At 58.9% G+C, this 13,605-nt stretch carries 14 protein-coding genes; 3 read left to right on the forward strand and 11 right to left on the reverse strand.

Going from position 1 to position 13,605, the window contains the following annotated elements:
• Positions 1 to 65 precede the first annotated feature (65 nt).
• From E4S61_RS10855 to E4S61_RS10875, 5 genes are all read right to left on the reverse strand, one after another.
• Positions 66 to 719, reverse strand: coding sequence for an RraA family protein (locus tag E4S61_RS10855; RefSeq protein ID WP_135303953.1), 654 nt, complete (start codon positions 717 to 719; stop codon positions 66 to 68).
• A 76-nt stretch (positions 720 to 795) separates the two neighbouring features.
• Positions 796 to 1,194 carry a Rieske (2Fe-2S) protein gene (locus E4S61_RS10860; protein WP_135303954.1) on the reverse strand — a complete coding sequence of 133 codons (399 nt, stop codon included), beginning with the start codon at positions 1,192 to 1,194 and terminating at the stop codon, positions 796 to 798.
• A 2-nt stretch (positions 1,195 to 1,196) separates the two neighbouring features.
• Entirely contained in the window at positions 1,197 to 2,354 is a 1,158-nt protein-coding gene (locus E4S61_RS10865) for an amidohydrolase family protein (RefSeq protein ID WP_135303955.1), read from the reverse strand.
• A gap of 96 nt (positions 2,355 to 2,450) precedes the next feature.
• Positions 2,451 to 3,242 carry an IclR family transcriptional regulator gene (locus tag E4S61_RS10870; RefSeq protein WP_135303956.1) on the reverse strand — a complete coding sequence of 264 codons (792 nt, stop codon included), beginning with the start codon at positions 3,240 to 3,242 and terminating at the stop codon, positions 2,451 to 2,453.
• Positions 3,243 to 3,296: 54 nt separating this feature from the next.
• A complete protein-coding gene (locus tag E4S61_RS10875) occupies positions 3,297 to 3,527 on the reverse strand; it encodes a hypothetical protein (RefSeq protein ID WP_135303957.1) in 231 nt (76 codons plus the stop codon).
• Positions 3,528 to 4,315: 788 nt separating this feature from the next.
• On the opposite strand from E4S61_RS10875, the gene E4S61_RS10880 reads away from it, so the two are divergent.
• Entirely contained in the window at positions 4,316 to 5,056 is a 741-nt protein-coding gene (locus E4S61_RS10880; RefSeq protein ID WP_135303958.1) for a DUF7260 family protein, read from the forward strand.
• Between the two features lie 225 nt (positions 5,057 to 5,281).
• Here E4S61_RS10880 and E4S61_RS26155 read toward each other — a convergent pair whose 3' ends face one another.
• From E4S61_RS26155 to E4S61_RS10910, 6 genes are all read right to left on the reverse strand, one after another.
• Positions 5,282 to 5,377 carry a hypothetical protein gene (locus E4S61_RS26155; protein ID WP_245180681.1) on the reverse strand — a complete coding sequence of 32 codons (96 nt, stop codon included), beginning with the start codon at positions 5,375 to 5,377 and terminating at the stop codon, positions 5,282 to 5,284.
• 482 nt (positions 5,378 to 5,859) lie between these two features.
• Complete coding sequence (locus E4S61_RS10890) at positions 5,860 to 6,645, reverse strand: inositol monophosphatase family protein (RefSeq protein ID WP_135303959.1); 786 nt, start codon at positions 6,643 to 6,645, stop codon at positions 5,860 to 5,862.
• Between the two features lie 79 nt (positions 6,646 to 6,724).
• A complete protein-coding gene (locus E4S61_RS10895; protein ID WP_245180684.1) occupies positions 6,725 to 7,855 on the reverse strand; it encodes an ABC transporter ATP-binding protein in 1,131 nt (376 codons plus the stop codon).
• Between the two features lie 62 nt (positions 7,856 to 7,917).
• On the reverse strand, positions 7,918 to 8,751 hold the full coding sequence (locus E4S61_RS10900; protein ID WP_135303961.1) for a carbohydrate ABC transporter permease: 834 nt from the start codon (positions 8,749 to 8,751) through the stop codon (positions 7,918 to 7,920).
• Positions 8,748 to 9,677 (reverse strand): carbohydrate ABC transporter permease, encoded by a 930-nt coding sequence (locus tag E4S61_RS10905; RefSeq protein ID WP_135303962.1) that lies wholly within the window; start codon positions 9,675 to 9,677, stop codon positions 8,748 to 8,750. Before E4S61_RS10905 ends, E4S61_RS10900 begins: the two co-directional genes overlap by 4 nt.
• A gap of 1 nt (position 9,678) precedes the next feature.
• A complete protein-coding gene (locus tag E4S61_RS10910) occupies positions 9,679 to 11,061 on the reverse strand; it encodes an ABC transporter substrate-binding protein (RefSeq protein WP_135303963.1) in 1,383 nt (460 codons plus the stop codon).
• A gap of 267 nt (positions 11,062 to 11,328) precedes the next feature.
• On the opposite strand from E4S61_RS10910, the gene E4S61_RS10915 reads away from it, so the two are divergent.
• Together E4S61_RS10915 and E4S61_RS10920 are read left to right on the forward strand one after the other, a co-directional pair.
• Positions 11,329 to 12,300: a D-2-hydroxyacid dehydrogenase gene (locus E4S61_RS10915; RefSeq protein WP_135303964.1), complete on the forward strand. Its 972-nt coding sequence runs from the start codon at positions 11,329 to 11,331 to the stop codon at positions 12,298 to 12,300.
• 153 nt (positions 12,301 to 12,453) lie between these two features.
• Positions 12,454 to 13,233, forward strand: coding sequence for an IclR family transcriptional regulator (locus tag E4S61_RS10920; RefSeq protein ID WP_135303965.1), 780 nt, complete (start codon positions 12,454 to 12,456; stop codon positions 13,231 to 13,233).
• The last annotated feature ends 372 nt before the right edge of the window (positions 13,234 to 13,605 follow it).

Below are 13,605 nucleotides of genomic sequence, written 5' to 3' on the forward strand. Positions count from 1 at the left end.
TTCGCCGTCGCCGTTTTCTCCGGCGTTGTCTGTGCCGTTTGCGCTCCGTTCTCTGTCGCTCTCGCTCAGAAGGTGCCATGCTCCTCGTAGGCCTCGGTCGCTTCGACGCCCGCTTCGAGCGCGTCACGAACCGCGTCCTCCGAGGAGACCATCTCCTGTGCGTCGGCGGCCACGTCGGTGGCCACGTCTTCGGGGACGACCACGACGCCGTCGTCGTCGCCGACCACTACGTCACCGGGCGAGACGCGGACGCCGCCGACGACGGCCTCCGTATTCCAGTCGAGCAGCTCCCAGCGGAAGATGCAATCGACCGGCGAGGTGTAGCGGTTGAACACCGGGAATCCGCGTTCGCGAATGACGCTCGTATCGCGGACGCCGCCGTCGATAACCGCCCCCGCGACGCCCTCAGGCTGGAGCGAGGTGACTTCCAGTTCGCCGAGGTGGGCCGACGTGTCGTCGTTCGTGTCGTAGATCATCACGCCGTCCTCGGGAACGTCTTCGTGCATCTCTAAGAACCGCCCGAGCACTTCGTCGGCGTCGACGCTCCGGTTGGGACGGCCCACGATGGGGAAGGCGGTGCCGAGGATGCGCATCCCCTGTTCGAGCGGCGTGATCTCCGGGCTGAGGGTCTGTTCCTCGTAGCCGTAGTCGTGCAGCACGTCGGCGATTGCGGGCGTGTACAGGTCTTCGAATTCGGTGAGTATCTCGGTCTCTGTCATGGGTTGTCTCGTGTGGGTTCGTTCGTCTGGTCGGTGCGTACTAATCAGCCGACGATACCGGGTGGAACCGCTGTGGCTACAGCGTCACGATGACGTTGCCATCTTCGGCGCGAACTGGGATCGACCGGAGACGACAGCCTTTGTCGACGAGACATTCACCCGTCGTCGCGTCGAATTCCCAGCCGTGCCACGGGCAACTCAGTATCTCGCCCTCGCGGCACCACTCCAGTTCCGTCTCCAGTTCGTCCCGGTCGTACTCACCCTCGATGGTGCCGCTCAGCATCCCCTCACAGAGCGGGCCGCCCTGATGGGCACACCAGTTCGGATAGGCGTGGAATTCGCCGCCGATGTTGAACACGCCGATCTCCTTGCCGTCGAGTAGCGCGATTATCCGCTCACCCTCATCAAGTTCGTCGCTGCGGGCGACAACGTGTTCGTCGTCGTCAAGCGCCGGATTCGTAGCTTCCTTGCTCATGGTCACACGTCGATGTCGAAGACGTCCGCGGAGTTCTTGTACAGCACTTTGTTGCGCTCCTCCTCGCTGAAGTCACCGAGATACTTCAACAGCGCCTCGGTGTTGTCGATGTCGAAGTGCGGGTGGTCCGTCGCGAACATCAGCGCGTCGCCGCCCCACATCTCGACGAGTTGCTTCATCATGCTGTCGTCGTTCGGTTCGTCTAACGGCTGCGTGGCGAAGTAGAACTGGTCGCGGACGTACTCTTCGGGGGTCTTCTCCAGCAGGGGAAGCTCGCTGCGTCGCTGCTTGTACTCGCGGTTGAGTCGGAAGACGAGCGTCATCCACGCGATGCCCGCTTCTTGGAAGACGAAGTCGAGGTCGGGGAACTTCGCGGGCGTGCCGTTCTCGAAGAGGCTCGTCACGGTGAGGAACTGCGAGTAGATATGCGAGAGCGCGTGGTTGGCCATGTACGTCTGGAGTTCGTGCTGGAGGATGGGAAAGTCCAGCGCGATGCCGGGCGCAGCGGCCCCGTGATACACCATCGGGAGGTCGTTGTCCTCGGCCGCGCGGTAGATGGGGTCGTACTCCGGATTGCCGAGCGGCGATTTCACGCCGCTAGAGTTCATGAAGATGCCACAGATCTGGTCTTCCTGTGCGACGCGGTCGATCTCCTCGGCCGCCCGTGCGGGGTCGTGGGGGACGACGGACGCGAGTCCGCGGAAGTTGTCCTGCCCGTCGAGGAACCGCTCGACGAGGACCTTGTTGGCCGCGCGGTTGAGCGCGACAGCCTTCTCGGTCTGTTGGACCATGTTGAGTTCCGGAAGCATGTTGACGATAGGGTAGTCGACGTGGAACTCGTTGGAGAGGACCTCTTCGATGTCCTCCTGTGGGTCCGTTACCTGCATCAGTTCGGTCGGGAGCTTCCCGTTGAGGTCGCGGTTCCAGTTGTCGGTCGGGTAGAGCCCGTCGTACGAAGAGTGGTCGGGTTGGAGGTAGTACTCGACCTCCTTGCGGAACGGGTCGTCTAAGTGCTCCAGCATGTCGCGCTGGATGTCCTCGTGGCGGAACGACGTGTGGACGTCCATGTCGATGACCGGCGTCTCCTTCAACTGGTCGGCGAGTGGGTTTTGCCTCGCTTGCTCGCTTCGTTCGGCGAGACTGTCGGACTGGTTAGCCATACACGAGAGACGAGGTTTACAATTATTATAAATGTTGTCCCATGCTCGTATCGGGTCGGTGGCACGGCAGCGTTTTGTCGTGCGAAACAGCGCGTTCTAGCTCTTGGCGTAGTAGGACGTCTCCGCTGCCCGTGGAATGTTGAGGCTGATGACGTTCGCCGCGCTCTTGACTGCTTCCGCGAGTTCCTCGTGGAAGTACTCGCCCGTGAACTTCATCGCTGGCCCTGACAGGCTGATGGCTCCGATAGCGCGGTCTTCCTCGTCGAGAATCGGCGAAGCGATACATCGGAGTCCCTTCTCGTACTCTTCGAGGTCGAGTGCGAGTTGGTTCTCCCGCACCGCTTCGAGGTCCGCTTCGAGGTCGTCCCGCGTCGTAATCGTGTTCTCCGTGTGTTCGGTCAGTCCGTGCGTGCTGATGACGTCGTCGAGGGCCGACTCCGGTGAGTAGGCGAGCATCGCCTTCCCGGTCGCAGAGCAGTGGAGGTCGTGGCGTTCGCCCGCATCGGTCGAGAACCGAACGTCGCGTTCCCCCTGCGTCCGGTAGAGGTAGACGCCGCGTCCGTTCTCTAGCGTCGCCAGGTTCGCCAGTTCACCGGTTTCGGCGGCGATACTGTCGACCTCGGAGCGGCCGAACGCGAATAGCGGTCCCCGGCTTCGTGCGGCTTCCCCCAACTGGAGAAATCGCAGCCCCAGCGAGTACATATCGCCGTCCTTGACGACGTATCCCTGTTGACGGAGCGTGCTGAGGTGGTTATGAACCGTGCTCTTCGTGGTGTCCGTCTCGGCAGCGACCTCCTGAATCCGGCCGCCACCGAGTCGCTCTAAGGCTTCCAGGATCTCCAGCAGCGTCAGGTCGGCGTTGATGGGGTTCTTCGCGTTGTGAGTCATGACAACACGTTCGTGGCTGTCGCACTTGGTTCTTTTGTGTGGCGAAATCCGACGCTATACCGGCCAGGACTCCGGTAGCGGTGCAGAGAGCCACGTCGCGGACACCGTCCCCCCGCGGTGTTCGTCGGCGTGATCGAGTGCGGAGCGTGCACCGTCAACTACGTGTCTCTCAAGATCGCTACCCGGCCGTTTCGTCTCGTGAAACCGACCGCCGTCGCGGGCTGTGTCGACCCCGCGACGGCCCAACGACACGTCGATCCGGTGGGGCTGTCCGTGACCGTCCATGCCTGATGGTCGGGCGATGGGCCGATCGGCCAGCGAAACGCGCGGGGCGAACGTTCGCCTGGAGGGGTCGCGACTCTCATAACACATGTACTGTCGTTATTCATTGGCACCGCCACGCGTTCGACGAACCAAGAGACGACACGAGCGTGAGCGCAGTAGATGGACCTCGATACCGTGGCGATCAGCCACCGGATATTTCTCCCATTTCGCATCGTAAAACCAGCTATCACTTGGCGTCGCCACCGTAGCCGAAACGCTCTCGTGGCTTCTGAACCGGGTCCGGCCGAGCAAGTAATCGTGCTATCGTCGTGTGTGCGAGTACCGAAAGTGACTCAGGTGAGATACGAGTGCCCTGCTCGTCCAGAGAGTACGACCTCTTTCGATTGATTAGATGTGAATTTTCATTATATGATTTCATATTTCGAAAATATGGCTATAGATTCAGCATATTATACCTATATTCTCTCTCCACATCCAAATTTGACAATATCTCGCCGCATCCCACATCATCAGTCGTGCCAAGAGACATTCTACGATGTATTTTGACTTTTTGGCGTTTAGGGCGTCCGATGTTTTCGCGAACTCGCGTTCCGCTCGTATCCGGCACCGCTCGCTAGCTGACTCCGCACCGACTTTTTCTATCCCCGACCCGAACAAGGGAGTGACGCGTCGGGTGACGGCCCAGAAGGCCGGTCGCCGCGGCTCAGTATATAAAGTCTCGCGGTCGAACACCGGACAGCCCCGAGATATGTAAAAGACTTATTGTTGTTACCGGCTAGCATACTGGTATGGCCGCTGTCTCCGACCCTGACGACTCCCTGCTATTCGTCGATTCGTTGCGGGAGTACGTCCTCGAACCCCTGATTTCCGCCGAGTCGCTGGCCGCGCGCGAGCACACCGAGTTGACGGCCGAGCGAGATGCGTTCGCGGCGCTCCGCGAGCGAGTGGAAGCTATCGAACCCGTACAGACCGTGACGACCCAGTCGCCGTCGTGGTCGATGCCGTCGTCCGGTTCGACCGCGTGCGCCGAAGTCCGGACCGCGTACCGAGAGACCGTCATGGCCGTCGACCACTACGACGAGGTGTACGACGAGCCGCTCCTCCAGAACGTCACGGCCGAACTCAGCCCGGACATCGGCGGTGCGCTCGACCCGGGAAGCGGCGTGCAGTTCTCTCCGCAGGTGAAACGGCTGGTGCTCGCGAGCGTCGAGGACTGCGTCGAGCGACGGACGGCGCTCTGTGAGGTCGTCGAACGGGAACTGGACGCGCTGGCCGACCAGAAGCGAGCTCTGACTAGTCTCCTGGATGAACTCGACGGCTGTACGATTCCCGAGTGGTACGGCGAGTCCTTCGACGAGGAACTGACCGCGGTGCTGTCGGCCCGACAGCAACACCTCCAGCACGGCTTACAGCAGTTCGAGGGAACCGAGTTCTGTTCGTACCTCTACGGCGACGAGGGCTGGACACACCCGGTGTTGACCGCCGTTGCCCGTCTCCGCGAAGCCGTCGTGACTGACGAGAGCGCGTAGCGACTGGCTTTTCCGACCCTGTAGAGCGAGACCCTCGTCGCCGATCTCGATTTGCGAGCGATTGCGCGCCGCTCTTGCAGTGACCAGACGAGGAACCCGCGACGGTCCGGCTACTTCTGTCTCCTGTTCGGACTCGACTTGCCACACCTGTCGGTCCCGACCTACCAGCTGTTCGGGTGACCCCACGTCTGACTGCACGCTGTGTAGGCCCTCTGAAAATCCGTTTCAATTCGAGGAGAGATACTCTGCTACCAGTTCTGCCTCGGCGCGGCGCAGGCGATACGAGACGGTCGAACGCGGATAGTCGAGACACTCGGCCAACTCGTCGAGTGTCGTCTGGCGGGGCGTCTCGTAGTACCCCTTCTCGGCGGCGAGTTCGCGAACCGACGCTGCTCGGGCCGGATGGATACCGACGAGAGAAACGCCATCGGCGAGCCGGTCGCCTCGCCGACGTGGTCGAAGCGAAACGACAACCCGTCTCGAAGCCGACTGCCCAAGGTATCGTACAGCATCGCAGTAAACAGTACCATTTTTCCCGATAACCGTGGCAAATATAGATAGATACTTTTATATCTGTGCAATTATCGGACATATGGCGAGAAAAAATTATATATTAGAAAATATCTCTTTCAAAGAGGCGGAAACCACTCTACTCTGCCCTCAAATATATGCGATAAGCAATATTCGAGACATTCTTTGAATACAACGACATATTTAAACATCAACTGCGTATATCGATCTACACCCGGGTTGTCTGAGTAAGAGTCTATTTCGAAGTCGACATCCCAACAGCGACGTTCGGCTCAGTCGACGATGTCGACGACGCGTTCGACCGCCGCTTTGTGAGACTTCCCGTTGGACGCGACGAGCCCTTCGGCGTCCGGTGTCCACGGGTCTCCGTAGATGTCGGTTACGGTTCCCCCCGCCCGTTCGACGAGGAATACTCCCGCAATCGTATCCCACGGGTTCGGCTGTGGCTGCGTCGAGATGGCTGCGTCGAGCGAACCGCACGCGACCATTCCGAGTGTCACCTGTGCACAACCGAATCGACGGAGATCACCGAACTGTTGCATGAGGGTGTCTAACAATTCGCCGAACATGTGGTCGCGCTCCGGGCCATAGCGGAGGATAGACGCGACTTTGAATTCCTCGACGTCGGCCTTTCCGCTTACGGACATCGGCTCGTCGTTCAACGTTACGCTGTCGGGACCAGCGGTGTACGTATCGCCGAGTGCTGGCGCGACCGTCGTCGCGCCGACGGTCTTCCCGTCACGAATCGCAGCGACGGTCGTCGTCCAGAGTTGAATTCCGTGGACGAAGTTCGAGGTCCCGTCTATCGGGTCGACGACCCACGCACTACCATCGGCAGGGACGGATTTCAACTCGTCTCCTTCCTCGCCGACGACAGTCGCATCCGGATACGCGTCGAGGATGGTGTCGATAACGCGCCGCTGTGTCTCGGTGTCTGCTCTGGTGACGAAATCCATCGACGAGTCTTTCGTCCCGACATCTAGCTCCGTCCGAAAGAGGTCGTGAGCGACTTCCGCTCCAGCGGTCGCAGCGCGCTGTGTGATCTCGTGTCGTGACATATGATTGCGTACTGTGTAGTGAGACGTGTCGTTTCTTAACTCTTTGTCTGGTCGGAGGGCTGTGATTCGAGACGGTAGATCAGACGATGCGCGTCCCGTCCCGTTCGAACAGCCACGACTCTTCGGTCTGGATGTCGACGTGGACGCTGTCTGTCCCACGTGCGACCTCGCCCTGTGGGGTGACGGCTGACAGAGACGTGCCGTTCGCGGAGAGGTGGACGGCGTCCCTGTCACCGAGTGGTTCGACGACGTCGAGGTCGGCAGCGAAGGCTCCGTCACTGTCCTTGATGTCGAGATACTCCGGTCGAAGCCCGTAGATTACCGTCTCACCGACGCGATGTTCGACGTGCTCGACTTGGCGCTCGGTCGCCGGTATCGTACAGAACTCCGAGACGAACGCGATTCCGTCAGCCGTCTGTTCGACCGTACACTCGAGGAGGTTCGGTGACGGCGATCCGATGAAATCGGCGACGAAGCGGTTCTTTGGGTCGTTGTAGATGTCGTACGGAGTCCCTATCTGCTGGACGTGTCCGTCGTTCATGACGACGATCTTGTCGCCGAGCGTCATCGCCTCCTCCTGGTCGTGTGTGACGAATACCATCGCCGTGTTCAGGTCACGCTGAATTTTCTTGACCTCGACGCGCATCTCGTCTCTGAGGTTCGCGTCGAGCGCGGAGAATGGCTCGTCAAGGAGGAATGCTTTGGGCTCCATCACCATCGCGCGTCCGAGCGAGACGCGTTGTTGTTGGCCGCCGGAGAGGGCGCTGGGCTTGCGGTCGAGCATCTCGGCTAGTCCGAGCGTCTGAGCGACTTTCTCGACACGCTGGTTCTTTTCGTCGCCGTCGAGGTCGGTGTTCATGTCCAACCCGAACCGGATATTCTTTCGTACGCTCATGTGGGGAAACAGTGCGATGCTCTGAAAGACGAACGCGAGGTTCCGGTCTTTGGACTGGAGACCGGTTATGTCGTCGCCGTCGACGAGAATCTGGCCCTCGTCGGGCTCTTCCAGTCCAGCGATACAGCGGAGTGTGGTGGTTTTCCCACACCCAGAGGGACCGACGAGGATGACGAACTCTCCCTCGTCGATGTCGATATTGACGTCGTCACAGGCGACGATGTCACCGTTATCGAACGTCTTTCGGATTCCCTGGATGCGAATATGGTCGCCCGTCCCGTCCATGGTGTGATTTTGATCGGTAGCAGCGTTCATAGGTGTATCGTCTCGATTGTCCGAAGGTCGATCCGGCTCTCTCTTTGTGGTGGTGTTTTCACTCATACGGTAAATGCGTTCTCGAGGTATTGTCTCGCCACGAGGTACAGGACCGTGGGTGGCGCTCCGATGATGAGCGTCTCTGCCATCAGCTTCCCCCAGTAGACTCGTTCGCCGGATCCACCGCCGATAGTTCCGTACAGGACGGGCACAGCCGGAACCGGGCCAGTCCCAGTGGTGAGCAGATTAGCGAACAGGAAGTCGTTCCAGCCGGTGAGGAACGCGAGGAACCCGACGGCGACGATGCCCGGGGCCGCAAGCGGCAGTATGACTCGTACGAATGCCGAGAACTGCGTACAGCCGTACACTTGCGCGGCTTCTTCGATGTCTTTCGGCAGGTTCTCGAAGAAATCCCGGAGTATCCAGATAGCGAAGGGTGCGACGAATACCTGATAGGCCAGAATCATCCCGGGAATCGTGTTGTACAGACCGAGATCGTTCCACAGTCCCATGATAGGGATAACAAGCAGAATATACGGGAACATCATCGCTAAGATGATGGCGTAGAATCCCACTTTCTTGCCGTAGAATTCTTTGCGAGCGAACGCGTACGCGCCAGGAATGGTGATGGCGAGCGCTAGTAGCGCCGTTCCAGCGCCGATGAGGAAGCTGTTGATGAGGTTGTCTCGTAGTTCCGCGATGCCGCTAGTCCACGCTTCAAGGGTGGGTTCGTGCGGGATGAGGTGCGGTGCTCCGAAGAACTCGCCCGGCGGCATGAACGACACCGAGAGGATGAACAGGAGTGGTACGAGGTTCAACAACACGAGGAACGTGATGACGCCGTACGTCGACGCCTTCAGCGTCACGCCGAGGACGTCGTAGTCTGCGGTGCTCATGCCGCCTCACCTCCGCTGGCCCGCTCGAACTCGCGGATGAACACGAAGACGAACCCGATCGTCAGCATAAGCAAGACAACGCCGACGGCATACGAGATTCCCATCTGTCCCTGCTCGTAACTGAACCGATAGAGCAACACCGCGAGGATGGACGTCTCGTATCCCGGCCCGCCGTTCGTAAGTTGGAGCACTTGGGATATTTTCGTCATATTCCAAATGATTCGGATGCTGACCGCGATGAGGATAGCACTCTTCAACTGCGGAAGCGTCACGCGAAGGAACGTCTGGAGACGGTTGGCTCCGTACATCTGCGCGCTCTCGTACAGTTCTTCAGGAATACTCTCTAGGCTGGCTGAGATAATGAGGAACATGAACGGCCAGAACGTCCACGTCGTTACGAACAGAATCACCGCGAGCGCCGAGTCGCCGTGGCTTCCCCAGTAAATCGTCTCTTCGAGGAGATCCCACTGGGTAAGGTACCCGAAGACCGGCCCGAGGTCCGGCTGAAGCATGTATGCCCAGATCGTTCCCGTCACGAGCGGCGGGAGCGTATACGAGAGGAGGAAGGCACCGGTGACAAAGCTCTTTCCACGCCGGATCTCGCGGACGGCAAGCGCCGCCGCCACCGCGATAACGAGTTGGAAGAGCGTCGTCAGCGAGAATATCAGCGTAGCTTTTAGTGACGTGATGAACGGCTCCCAACTGAGCAGGTACTCGTAGTTTCCGAGCCCGACCCAAGAGGGGTCACCCCCGAACGGCCAGTTATGAAGGCTCATGAAGATTCCCTGCACGAAGGGGAGCCACATGAGCAGTACGAGGAACAGCAGCACGGGGAGAATCAACAGATATGCGAACCAGTTCTCCGTGAGGACGTCGCGGTAGTGCTGCGTTTTTCCTGCGAGCGTGTGGCTAGTTTGTGAAGACATCTTAGAGCGAGAGTTGTTCGCGTATCTGGGTCGCGCTCCGATCACACGCTTCTTCTGGAGATATTTTTCCGCGCACGGCCTCTTGGAAGAGTGGGCCGGCAATGTTGTACTGAATCGCGTTCATCCCGGGATGACTCGACCAGCCGTGTTCCATCCCATCGACGGTCGTCTCCAGCGTCGAGATGAAGTTGCTCTGGTTGAGCATCTCGTCCTCTTTGAGCGTCGACCAGACGTCCTTGCGGGCGGGGAGGGTGGCCAGCGAGCGGGGAACCTCCTGTTGGAACTCCTTCGAGAGGACTTTGTTGATCCAGTTGATGGCCACGTCTTCGCGCTGCTTCCAGACATCCGCCGAAACGTCGTCGGGTTTCCGCATCAGTGCGATGCACTGGGTGAAGAAGTCACCGCGGTTACCAGCGGCCCCTTCCCACGACGGTCCGAACACGATCGTTCCGTCCGAGAGCATGTCTTCGGCGCGACTCCGAAGCAGACCGAAGTCCTTCGTACTGCCCTGCACCATGCTTACGTCACCTTGGATGAGCATCTGTGCGGCACCCTCGTTCGAGGCGGTTGGTGCCTTCTCGGAGGAGAGACCGTGTTTCTGATACAAGTCGACGTACTTCCTCGTCGCTTCCTTCCAAATTTCGTTGTCGTAGTTGACGTCCGACCAGTCCTTGTTGAGATACGTTCCGTCGTAGCCGCCTTCCGAGGTGGTCCATGTCACGAGGGCTTCGTCGGTGACGTCGCCTTGCGCGCCGTATATCTGGAAGCCGTAGTCCCCGGGGCCCTTCTCCTGCAGTTGTTTTGCTACCTGCACGAGCTGTTCGTAGTTCTCTGGAGGGAAGTCGTCCTCGATAGAGAGGCCCGCCTTCTCAAAGTGATCCTTCCGAGCGATGAACGGCGCGCCGACCTCGAGGCCAATCGGTATCTCGTAGAGGTCCTCGTCGAATCCTCTGTAGCAACTCTTCGTCATCTCGAAGGCCCACTCGATGTTCTGAAGCGCCTCCTCGTTGAGTCGGTCTTTGTACTCGCTAACCGGCTTGACCCATCCCGGTTCGATGAACTGCCCGTCGAGGGAGTTCGTCGAGTCGTAGATGACAGGCCGGTTCCCGTTCTGGATGTTGTTCTTCCACTTGCCGCCGTTGATGTCGTTCCAACTCGCCCAGTTCATCTGCAACTGGACGTCGTTGGAGTTCTGGAACTCCTCGACTGAGGACTCCATCAACGTCTTTGCGACCTCTGACTGGGAATGGAAGTACTCCCAGTAGCCGACAGTTGTACTACCGGAGCTGTTTGAACCGCTCGATCCGTCCGATCCGCCGATACAACCAGCGAGCCCCGCCGTCCCGCCGACGGCCGCTGCTTGTAGGAATTGACGCCTATGCATGGTGAGTGCTACACTGCCACCGTTACCGTCAATCTACATAATAGTTTGGGTAACCCTCCGAATCGCTGTCTCGACTCGGCGGAATCGATCGGGCGAGTTGAGGTGTGTCAGTGCGCTGTTTGACCCGCTATCTCGTTTCTGCGGGCTGTCTCGGGGTATCGACGGCTGATGCTCCGCAGGCCGCTGGGAAACTTTAATATACTCTTCTCCAGTTGGGTGGACATACAGCCACAGTGTGCCCACTCACACCTGTAGGCAGAGCTATCCATGACAGACAACGCACCCGACGTTCTCGTCTTGCGGTCCAACACGCACGGACTCCTCACCAGGGACTACGCGGACCTGCTCGCGGAACAATTACCGAATCACGACGTCCGACTGGCGACGACGGCCGCCGAAGAGCGCGAGCTCATCGAACACGCGACTGTCGTCTCCGCCGTCGACATCGACGAGAGTTTACTAGACCACGCAGAGAACCTTCAGTTGTTCGCAGGCATTGCGGCCGGCTACAACCATCTCCCACTGGATACGTTTGACGAGATGGACGTAGCGGTAACCAACGCCTCGGGCATCCACGCCCCCAACATCGCAGAGCAGGTCATGGGCTACATCTTGACCTTCTCGCGGCGACTTCGTGAGGGACTAGACCGCCAACGGCGCAACGAATGGCGTCACTATCAAGCCGACGAGCTGATGGGGAGCACCGTCACTATCGTCGGTCTCGGAGCTATCGGAACGGCGATTATCGAGCGTCTGTCGGGCTTCGACGTGGAGACGATCGGTGTCCGGTATACACCTGAGAAAGGAGGGCCCACGGACGACGTTGTCGGCTTCGAACAGAATGGCTTGGAAACGGCCCTTGCTCGAACGGACTACCTCGTCGTCGCGGCTCCGCTCACCGATACGACGCGCGGCCTCCTCTCCGAAGAGGAGTTCAAGACGCTCCCACCGGATGCGACGGTTCTGAACGTGGGACGTGGAAAGATAATCGACACCGACGCGCTCGTCACTGCGATTCAACAGAACCAGATCGGCGGTGCTGCGCTCGACGTTACGGACCCCGAACCGCTCCCCTCTGACCATCCGCTGTGGGACTTCGAGAACGTCATCATCACGCCACACAACGCGGGCCACAGCCCGGAACACTGGGATAGACTCGCCGCGATCGTCGCAAGGAACGCCACGCAACTTTCCGAAACGGGGGACACCGCATCTCTGGAGAATCTCGTCCAGCCCTGACGAAATCAAAGTTACTCACTTCTCCGGACGGCTAAGAATACCACTCATCCTGAATCCTCCTCGACGATGTCGCTCTTTGTCTCGATTATCTCGACAGGGGGTAGCCGCGAGGACAGAGGTACAATTAAACCGACGAAGCGGTTCTATACGGACATGGCCGCTAATCCATCGGACGACACCGATAACACGCTCGGTTCGGTTGAGAAAGCGTTCAACATCCTTAGAGAGGTCAAATCCGCGGGACCGGTGGGACTCTCAGAGTTAGCACGCCAGCTCGACATCCCGAAAAGTACCGTCCACATCTATCTACAGACCCTGCAGAGCGAGGGGTTTGTCGTCCAAGCTGGCGGGAAATACACGCTGAGCTATCGGTTTCTCGATTTCGGTGGGACGTTTCGAAACCAATCGAAGTTGTTTCGCGCCGCCAGACCCGAAGTAGACAAACTCGAAGCGGAGACGGGAGAAGTTGCAAGCCTCGGAATCGAAGAAAACGGGCTTCGAGTACTCATCTATAAGTCTGAAGGGCCTGATTCAATTCACGACAACGCACCGGTCGGAGAGTACACGCAGATGCACTGGACGGCACTCGGAAAGGCGATACTCGCTCACTATCCGAGAGAGCGCGTCGAAGCTATTCTCGATACGCACGGACTCCCTCGCGCGAACGAGTACACGGTAACAGACAGGGAAGCGCTGTTCGCGCAGTTAGACGAGACGCGCGAACGCGGCTACTCCGTCGAGGACCAAGACCGGCGACAGGGCGTTCTCACCATTGGTGCACCGATTCACAGTCGAAGTACCGACGAGGTTGTCGGCTCCGTGTCGGTCTCCGGGCCGAAGAGTCGAATCGAGGAAAACGAGCGTTTCGACGAACTGGTCGCCGCCGTGAAGAAGGCTGCAAACGTGATTGAACTCAGTTACTCACACTATTGAGCTTCTATCTGTGGCGACCCTGCCCTCGGCGCTCGTTGTTCAACATCCTTGGATAATTGGACCGGGCATAATATCTAACGACAAACGGTGAAAATATCGGACGTACTATTGTTATTTTGAGTGGTGTCGTAGACTTTCATCACTGATGATCGCTCGCTCAGTCGAGCTGAAGCCTGCTATTCCGGCAAGATAGGCTTGTGACAGAGCTCGTCGATTCGTCCCGAAGATGATTCCGATCGATCTGTGGTCAAGATAGTTGAACACTGCCAGTAGAACCTTCAGTAACACGGGCACTTCCGCGAACTCGGCTCCCTCTCGTTCTACGTCACAATACGGAGAACGGTGGCTGGTGTGTCCTAGAATGCTGAAAAA

The organism is Haloarcula amylovorans, assembly GCF_004681185.1.
GTDB lineage: Archaea > Halobacteriota > Halobacteria > Halobacteriales > Haloarculaceae > Haloarcula > Haloarcula amylovorans.

Bases quoted from the DNA above. Each gene is read 5' to 3' on its own strand.
- E4S61_RS10855 (WP_135303953.1), bottom strand. From the start codon at position 719: ATGACAGAGACCGAGATACTCACCGAATTCGAAGACCTGTACACGCCC.
- E4S61_RS10860 (WP_135303954.1), bottom strand. From the start codon at position 1,194: ATGAGCAAGGAAGCTACGAATCCGGCGCTTGACGACGACGAACACGTT.
- E4S61_RS10865 (WP_135303955.1), bottom strand. From the start codon at position 2,354: ATGGCTAACCAGTCCGACAGTCTCGCCGAACGAAGCGAGCAAGCGAGG.
- E4S61_RS10870 (WP_135303956.1), bottom strand. From the start codon at position 3,242: ATGACTCACAACGCGAAGAACCCCATCAACGCCGACCTGACGCTGCTG.
- E4S61_RS10875 (WP_135303957.1), bottom strand. From the start codon at position 3,527: ATGGACGGTCACGGACAGCCCCACCGGATCGACGTGTCGTTGGGCCGT.
- E4S61_RS10880 (WP_135303958.1), top strand. From the start codon at position 4,316: ATGGCCGCTGTCTCCGACCCTGACGACTCCCTGCTATTCGTCGATTCG.
- E4S61_RS10890 (WP_135303959.1), bottom strand. From the start codon at position 6,645: ATGTCACGACACGAGATCACACAGCGCGCTGCGACCGCTGGAGCGGAA.
- E4S61_RS10895 (WP_245180684.1), bottom strand. From the start codon at position 7,855: ATGAACGCTGCTACCGATCAAAATCACACCATGGACGGGACGGGCGAC.
- E4S61_RS10900 (WP_135303961.1), bottom strand. From the start codon at position 8,751: ATGAGCACCGCAGACTACGACGTCCTCGGCGTGACGCTGAAGGCGTCG.
- E4S61_RS10905 (WP_135303962.1), bottom strand. From the start codon at position 9,677: ATGTCTTCACAAACTAGCCACACGCTCGCAGGAAAAACGCAGCACTAC.
- E4S61_RS10910 (WP_135303963.1), bottom strand. From the start codon at position 11,061: ATGCATAGGCGTCAATTCCTACAAGCAGCGGCCGTCGGCGGGACGGCG.
- E4S61_RS10915 (WP_135303964.1), top strand. From the start codon at position 11,329: ATGACAGACAACGCACCCGACGTTCTCGTCTTGCGGTCCAACACGCAC.
- E4S61_RS10920 (WP_135303965.1), top strand. From the start codon at position 12,454: ATGGCCGCTAATCCATCGGACGACACCGATAACACGCTCGGTTCGGTT.